Annotated in this window: 3 protein-coding genes and 1 pseudogene; 2 read left to right on the forward strand and 2 right to left on the reverse strand. The window is 44.9% G+C overall.

The features are described 5' to 3' along the window. Window positions 1–2,035, forward strand: a 2,035-nt coding sequence (locus tag H6S82_RS12160; RefSeq protein ID WP_191056263.1) for a CHAT domain-containing tetratricopeptide repeat protein, incomplete at its 5' end; no start/stop codon positions are given. A gap of 592 nt (window positions 2,036–2,627) precedes the next feature. Beyond that, a pseudogene (locus tag H6S82_RS12165) lies at window positions 2,628–3,497 on the forward strand (serine/threonine-protein kinase); the annotation flags it as partial. Between the two features lie 326 nt (window positions 3,498–3,823). Here H6S82_RS12165 and ppc read toward each other — a convergent pair. Continuing rightward, entirely contained in the window at window positions 3,824–6,958 is a 3,135-nt protein-coding gene (gene ppc / locus H6S82_RS12170; RefSeq protein WP_190461602.1) for a phosphoenolpyruvate carboxylase, read from the reverse strand. Window positions 6,959–7,060: 102 nt separating this feature from the next. Then, the gene (locus tag H6S82_RS12175) at window positions 7,061–7,297 is read right to left on the reverse strand and encodes a hypothetical protein (protein WP_190461600.1); all 237 of its coding nucleotides are present in this window, start codon (window positions 7,295–7,297) and stop codon (window positions 7,061–7,063) included. Window positions 7,298–7,419 lie beyond the last annotated feature (122 nt).

The following is a 7,419-nucleotide window of genomic DNA, read 5'->3' on the forward strand; positions in this document are numbered from 1 at the left end:
AAATGATCGCTTAGGGTTTATTGGCACGCTGACTAATATAGGCACGATTTACTACGAGTTAGGAGAAGAACAAAAAGCTTTAATTACATTTGATTTGGCTATATTCGAGTCTATCGGTAATAAAAATACTCCTTTATATGCAATGAATTTAGTTAATATTGCTGCAATCTATAAAGATAGGAATGAGCCTCAAAAGGCATTAGGCTATTTAAAACAAGCTTTGCCAATTGTCAGAGAAACAGGAAATCAATCTTGGTTAGCGACGACCATAAATAATATTGGCACTATCTACGATGATATTAGCCAACCATTACAAGCACTGGATTATTATAAGCAAGCTTTATCTATCTACCAAGAAATACGGGAGCCGTTAGGGATTGCCATTACGCTGAATAATATGGGTGAAGTATATGGATCTATTAAACAATTTGAAGACGCTTTAGCTTGCTTTAAGCAAGCTTTGCAAACTCTTAGACAAATGCAAGGAGGTTGGCCTAAATTGGAGGGTGCGATTCTAAGTAATATCGGTACAGTTTACCAAGACACCGGACAACCGATGCAGGCTATTTCTAATTGGGAACAATCAACCTCTATTACAATAGGAATCCGTAGAGGTTTACAGAAGAAAAATCGAAGAAATTTTTTGGAGGCTAACTCACAAACCCCGATCGCACTCATCTCCCTCCTCATCGACGTAAACCAACTCGATCGCGCTTTTGAATGGGCCAACCTCGCCACCACAGCCGACCTCGCCGACTACACCCGCCTAATTAACGCCAAAGTTTCTCACCCACAAGCACAGCAAAAAATTGATGAATGGAATCAAAAAAATCAACAATTGCAATTCATCCAACGACGATTGCAAGACAATTTTTCCGAACAAATATCCCGACAAATGCGGGAATTAGAATCACAAGTATTGGCGGACGCAGACAAAATTTCTAAAGAATTTCCCGAAATAGCCGAACTCTTTGAAACCACACTCACAGATATTGAAAAACTGAGATCCTCTATCCCCGCCGGAACCGTTGTAATTCAACCCGTCTTGCTGACCGATGTCAAAAATGTCCCCAATACCGTAGCCATATTTATCGTAACCAAAGACCAACTGAGCGTCATTAAAAACCCGATCGACCCGACAGAATTCGATAAACTTCTCACCGAATACCGCGAACAATTACAAAATTTTGATGATAAATACATCGAAACTAGCGCCGGAATTTACAACATTATAATTCGTCCATTAGAAGACAAAATCAAAGTATTATCCCCCAAACAATTAAGCATCATCGCCACAGGCAAACTGCGATATATTCCCTTTGAAACACTCTTTGACGAACAAACCGACCAATACCTAATCCAGAAATATCCCATCAACTATCTCACCCGCCTTTCCAGTCGTTCCCTCAATTCAAATCGAGAAACAGTTGCTCGAAACTCTCTACAAAAAGGCGTTTTAGCATTAGGAAATCCCATCCCCCGCGACCCGCAAAATCTACCCGGAACTGAAGAAGAAGTGAGAAATATCGCCCAACTCTTCCCCGGTAGCGAATCATTTCTCCACAACAACGCCACCCTCGACAAATTCAAAACCTCTGCACCCCGCTTTCCCTTCTTGCACCTAGCAACACACGGCTGTTTTCAACCAGAAGGCTGTCAAAAATTGGGCATGGAAGCGAATACTTTGCTATTTGCAGATAAACAATTAAATATTGCCGATGCCGCTTTATTAGGATTGCAAAACACGGAACTCCTCACCCTCAGCGCTTGTCAAACCGCCCTACAAGCTAACTCCAACGGCGAAGAAATTGCCGGACTTGCCTATATATTTGAACGTGCAGGTGCAAAAGCGGTGATGGCGAGTCTCTGGAATGCTGAGGATAATACAACTAAGGAGATTATGATTGAATTTTATCAGAATATTAAAAATGGGATGAGCAAAGGAGAAGCGCTGCAAAAAGCGAAATTAAGTCAAATTGATAAACACCATCCTTATTATTGGTCGCCTTTTATTTTGATTGGCGATGCGCGGTAGATGTAGGGGCGAAGCATTCGGGCGACAATACTGGTATAAAAACCGAAGTTTTCATATCCGAATGCTTCGCCCTCCTCCCGCAGATAACCTCTGCCAACTTAATCTCTGTATTGACAGAGTTGACGATCGCCCACAGAGCAGGGCGATCGCCTGACGGTATAAAATATTGGGTTATAGGTGAATCGTGTGCGTTTGTATCGGTTGCGTGAGGGACGGGCGAAGCAAGAGGGTATAAGATTTTGGGTTATGGTGATAAATTGTCGCCCTCTTGCTTCGCCCCTACAAATACGTCCCGCGATCGATCTTGCTAGTGTTTTCCAAATGCGATCGCCCCATCTGCAATTCTTTCCCCCTCTCCTTGCAGGGTCGGGGTTGGGGGTGGGGTTCCGATCGCACTCCCCACAAAATCACGTTAAACTCTTAGTGTGCAAGACTTTCCTAAATCTACAGGACTTACGCACGCCTCAGCCAGAAACCGGGTTTCTTCGTCGATATCTAGTTGAGAAAGCTACGATTTTTCTAAGAAACCCGGTTTCTTTGCGTAAGTCCTCATCTAAAACCTAAAATCTAACATCTAACATCTAACATTATTATGAGTTATTGTCTCAACCCCTATTGCCCAAATCCCCAAAACCCAGAAATCGCCGTCTTCTGCGTCAATTGTGGCACCAAATTAATTCTAAAAGACCGTTATCGCGCCATCAAACCCATAGGACAAGGCGGTTTTGGCATCACCTATCTAGCGGTAGATGAAGATAAACCATCGAAACCCCCTTGCGTAATCAAACAATTTTTTCCTTTAGTGCAAGGTGCGAGTAATCTTCAGAAAGCATCTGAGTTATTTACTCAGGAAGCGGTACAACTGGATGAATTGGGACAACATCCCCAAATTCCCGATTTACTAGCTTATTTTACTATAGATAATCACCAGTATCTCATCCAAGAATTTATCGACGGACAAACTTTATCGCAAGAACTCGCTGAGAAAGGTACTTTCAACGAAACTCAGATTCTGCAATTACTCAACGATTTATTACCAGTCTTGCAATTTGTCCACAACCATCAGGTGATTCACCGCGATATCAAACCCGATAATATTATCAGGAGAAAAAGCGATCGAAAACTCTTCCTCGTCGATTTCGGCGCTTCCAAAATCGCTACTGGCGCTGCTTTGCAGAAAACTGGCACCAGTATCGGCAGTCCGGAATATGTCGCACCGGAACAAAGCAGGGGTAGGGCTGTTTTTTCTAGCGATATTTATAGTTTAGCAGTTACCTGCATTCATCTGTTAACCGGGATGTCGCCTTTCGATTTATACGATATGAATCAAGATGTTTGGGTGTGGCGACAGTTTGCGAAACATCCGGTGAGCGATCGCTTATCTCGCATCTTAGATAAAATGTTGGATAATGCCATTAACCGTCGCTATCAATCCGTTGCAGAAGTTCTCAAAGATTTGAATATCCAAACACCACCTGCTGCAACGCCAAAACCGCAAACACCTGCAAAACCTGCTGCTGTCAAACCTTCACCCGTGACGCCAGCGATTCCAGTTAAAAGTAAAGTTGATGATGAATTAGCGGAATTAAAAACGGAATTTCTCAATCCGGGCGCACCTAAAAAAAATCAGCCATCGCCATCGCCGCAAACGCCGTCACCCCATTCTACCACAGCCAAAAGCCAAATCGATAAGGAATTGGAAGAGATGCGATCGCAATTCGGACAAAAGAATTAAATTGGTACGTTGTTGCACTTTAGCGCTAAAGCGCAACAACATACCAATTACCATCAACCTGTATTCCGCATACCAGCAGCAATACCGTTGATAGTCAGCAACGCGCCGCGCAACAATTCACCGCGACTGTGACGAGAGTCAATTACTCCCGAAGCAGCTTGAGATTTGCTTTGACGCAAACGTTTGAGCAGAGACACTTGCAAAAAGCCTAACGGTACAATATTACCATTGCGTAACTGGACCGATCGCTGCAAGTCCGGATCGCCATCCAAAAGGCGTTTGTGATCGGTAATCGTTAGCACCAAATCGCGAGTCAGATAATATTCACTAGAGATTTGCTCAAACAGCTTTTCAAATCGGGCCAAATCTTCTGGTGAAGATAATTCCTTCACATAATGCTGCGCGATTTGCAAGTCAACTTTTGATAAAGTCATCTCCACTTTCGAGATTACCATCCTAAAGAAAGGCCACTTGTAATAGAAGTAGCGCATTAACTTCAAATTTTCCTGCGGGTCTTCATTCATAAATTCCTGAAGTGCCGTACCAACACCGTACCAAGCTGGTAGCAAAAAGCGGCTTTGCGTCCAACTAAACACCCAAGGAATAGCGCGGAGAGTGCTTAAATCTTTTTTACCGCTGCGCCGACGCGCCGGACGAGAACTGATTTGTAATTGGCTGATTTCATCAATGGGGGTAACGCTATGGAAGAAATCGATAAAATCGGGTTGTTCGTAAATCAAAGCGCGATAATGAGCGCGTGACTTAGCTGACAATTCTTCCATTATTTCATTCCAGGGTTGGATATCATCAAACCCCGTTCGCAACAAGCTAGCTTGAATTACCGCCGTAGCGACATTTTCTAAATTGTAAATAGCTAATTCCGGCCAAGAATATTTAGAAGCTAACACTTCTCCCTGTTCGGTAATTTTAATTCGCCCATTGATACTGTGACCGGGTTGTGCCAAAATAGCTTCGTAGGAAGGGCCACCGCCGCGACCCACAGAACCGCCGCGTCCGTGGAAGATGCGAAGATTGATGCCGTACCTTTCGGAAATCGCTTGCAGTGCTTTTTGCGCTTTGTGAATTTCCCAATTACTGCTCAAGAAACCGGAATCTTTGTTAGAGTCCGAATATCCCAACATCACCTCTTGTAAGTCCTCAGTTCCTCCTCCGACCTGAGTTTTCTTTGCCATTGCGGACTTACCGCCGGCCAGCAATATCCGATAGCACGGCAATTCAAACAAAGTTTGCATGACGTGGGGTGCCCGCTTCAAATCTTCCACAGTTTCAAACAGGGGTACTACTTGCAGCGTACCGACACCTGTGGAGGGATCGTAGAGTCCCGCTTCCTTCGCCAACAGCAATACCGCCAGCAAGTCGCTGACATCGTGGCTCATGCTGATAATATAAGTTTGGCAGATTTCCAAGCCAAACTCTTGCTGAAGTTGGCGCAAGATGCGGAAGGTTTCGATCGTCTCGCAAGTTTGGGCGCTAAATGGCAATTCTCTGGGAATTAAAGGGCGTCTCGTTTGCAGTTCCGACACCAACCATTCGGTTTTTTCTTGTTCTGATAATTGGTTGTAGGGTCGAGGTAAAACTTGGAGATATTCGGCGATTTCATTAATCGTATCCGAGTGACGGGTACTTTCTTGCCGGATATCCAGATGGGCGAGATTGAAGCCGTAGATTTCTACTTGACAGATCAGATTTTCCAAGTCGCGGCAAACTAAACCAGTTTCCTTGAGGTTGCGCTGTATCAGTCGCAATTGGGCTAAAAAGTCTGGGGCTGATTGGTAGTATGTGCCTGGTTGAGTTTGCTTGAGCTTTTCCAATTGCCCATCTTCGCTATTGTAGAGCCGCCAGTTGCGATCGCGCGTATTTTCCAGTTTCTTCTTTACAAAAGATAGCTTCAACCGATATGGCTCTTGTCGATATTTGATCGATAATTGTTCGTACACCTCTGGCATTTGCAATCGATTTTGTTCCAGGGATTCTAGCAGCTCCGGCAACACATCGCTCCAATGCAAAGATAAGCTCAAGCGAGCGATCAACTTTTCTACCGATTTAATGTATTTTTCTAATACTATATGGCGCTGGTAGCAGGCTGTTTGCCAGGTGATTGCCGGTGTGACGGAAGGGTTACCATCCCGATCCGCTCCTACCCAAGAACCGAATTTGCAGAAGTTATGTTTGGGCGGACGCAGATTCCCAAAGGCGTTGCTTAAACTCCGTTCGACGCGCTGATAAAGTTGGGGAATCGCTTCAAACAAAACTTCTTGGAAGTAGTGAAGGGTATAGTCAACTTCATCTAGTACTGAAGGCTTAAACTGGTGCAGTTCGTCGGTACGCCACCACAGACGAATCTCTTCCGTTAATTCCTGTTGCAGTGCTGTTGCTTCCCAGGAAACTTCCGAGGCGTTGAGCAAAGAAGCTTCTCCGTAGTTGGGTGAGTTTCCGGTAACCAGCAGCTGTTCTCCCAAGTTAGAGTAGTTCAGGCTACAGTGAGTTGTTTGCCAGTTTTGCTCCACCTCATCTAGCTGCTGCAAAATTCTGGCTATGCGCCGTTGCTTGTCTCTGATTGTGTGGCGGACAATTTCTGTAGGGTGAGCTGTGAATACCAAGCGGATATCGAGATTGTCTATGAGGCGCTGGATAACTTGGGGTGGCATATTCAGCTGGCGCAATTTGGGAAACAACCACTGGAAAGTGCCTTTTTCTCGCTTTTGTCCGTTTGTTTCTTGCCAAGTTCTTTCGAGGGAGTCACCTCCGGGTACGGCGGTTTTAGCTTCTGCATCCAGTTTGGCAAATGCTTGCAGTGCGGGGTCGGCAGGTTCTGGTGCGGGTGCCATCCTTAAGGATAGCTGTTGCGCTCGTTGTTCGTAGTGCTGTTCGACAATATTAATCAGCTGGAAGTATAGAGCAAAGGCTCTGGCTGCTCTGATCGCGGCGTTGATATCGAGACTTTCAATAACTTTGGAGACTTCCGCTTCGTTTTCGTTCGTTGCTTGTCCTTCTGGAGAACAAAGCGATCGCAGCTGCATTAGTAAGTCTACCAGTTCCTGACCGCACTCCGATCGCAAAACAGACTCCCACAGGTCTTCTACCACTTTGAGGCGATGGCGCAAATACAGATCTGATGGCGCAGTAAGATGAACTGCCTGATGGTCGGACTGGAGTAAGGAGCTCATAGGATCTGGTTTAGCTGTTGTGGGACAATCAACAATCTTATGCTGTTAACTTAAATCAATTAGTCTCTTATAAGACCAACTGACCGCCAAGGCGGATCTTTTTTATTCAGTTTGCGCTTGGGGACTATCTGGAAACGGGATCGCTGGCAAGCGATCGCCCCTAAATACTTCTTCGCTTGCTTCACCCAGCGATTTGATCGAGTCTAGTGTTGCTTTACCACATAACATCCCGAAAAGCAATGGGCCTGTCGCTAGCGTCAGCAATATTTCTGTGGGAATTATAGCTTGAGGAACGTTGAAAGTTTCTGTTTGGAGCCGATTTGTGCTGTTTGATGGCATGGCGTTTACGCGGGGCTAGGGGCTGGAAAGTCAAAAGTTAAAAGTCAATCATTCAAAAGAAAAATAGGGCGTCGGGGTTAGGCGTCGGGGCTGGAAAGTTAAAAGTCAAAAGAGAAATAGAT

The organism is Planktothrix sp. FACHB-1355 (assembly GCF_014748295.1).
GTDB lineage: Bacteria > Cyanobacteriota > Cyanobacteriia > Cyanobacteriales > Aerosakkonemataceae > Aerosakkonema > Aerosakkonema funiforme_A.